The 277-nt window shown below is 68.6% G+C and carries 1 pseudogene; it reads right to left on the reverse strand.

Annotated elements, in window-relative coordinates:
* Positions 1–156: 156 nt before the first annotated feature.
* Positions 157–277 (reverse strand): annotated as a pseudogene (pyrH, locus tag AC5RVV_RS18390) (UMP kinase); the annotation flags it as partial.

Consider the following 277-nt stretch of genomic DNA (forward strand, 5'->3'; position numbering starts at 1 on the left):
GGGCGGCTGATCCTGCTTCAATCCTTGGGCATTGACCCGTCCCGGCCGTCCGGCACGCCCAGCCGGCCGGGACGGGGCTGCGGCAATCCAGCCGGCGCTAGCTAGCGCCTGCCGCCCTCCCACCACTCACTGCGCTTGCGGCGGGCCCCTCGGGCGCTAGGCTGTGACGAGGGTACCGATGTTCTCCCCAAGGATCGCGCGGGTGACGTTTCCCTCGCCTTCCATGCCGAAGACCACCATGGCCAGCTTGTTATCACGGCAGAGGCTGAATGCCGTC

It is taken from the genome of Arthrobacter sp. MDT2-34-1 (genome assembly GCF_059091365.1).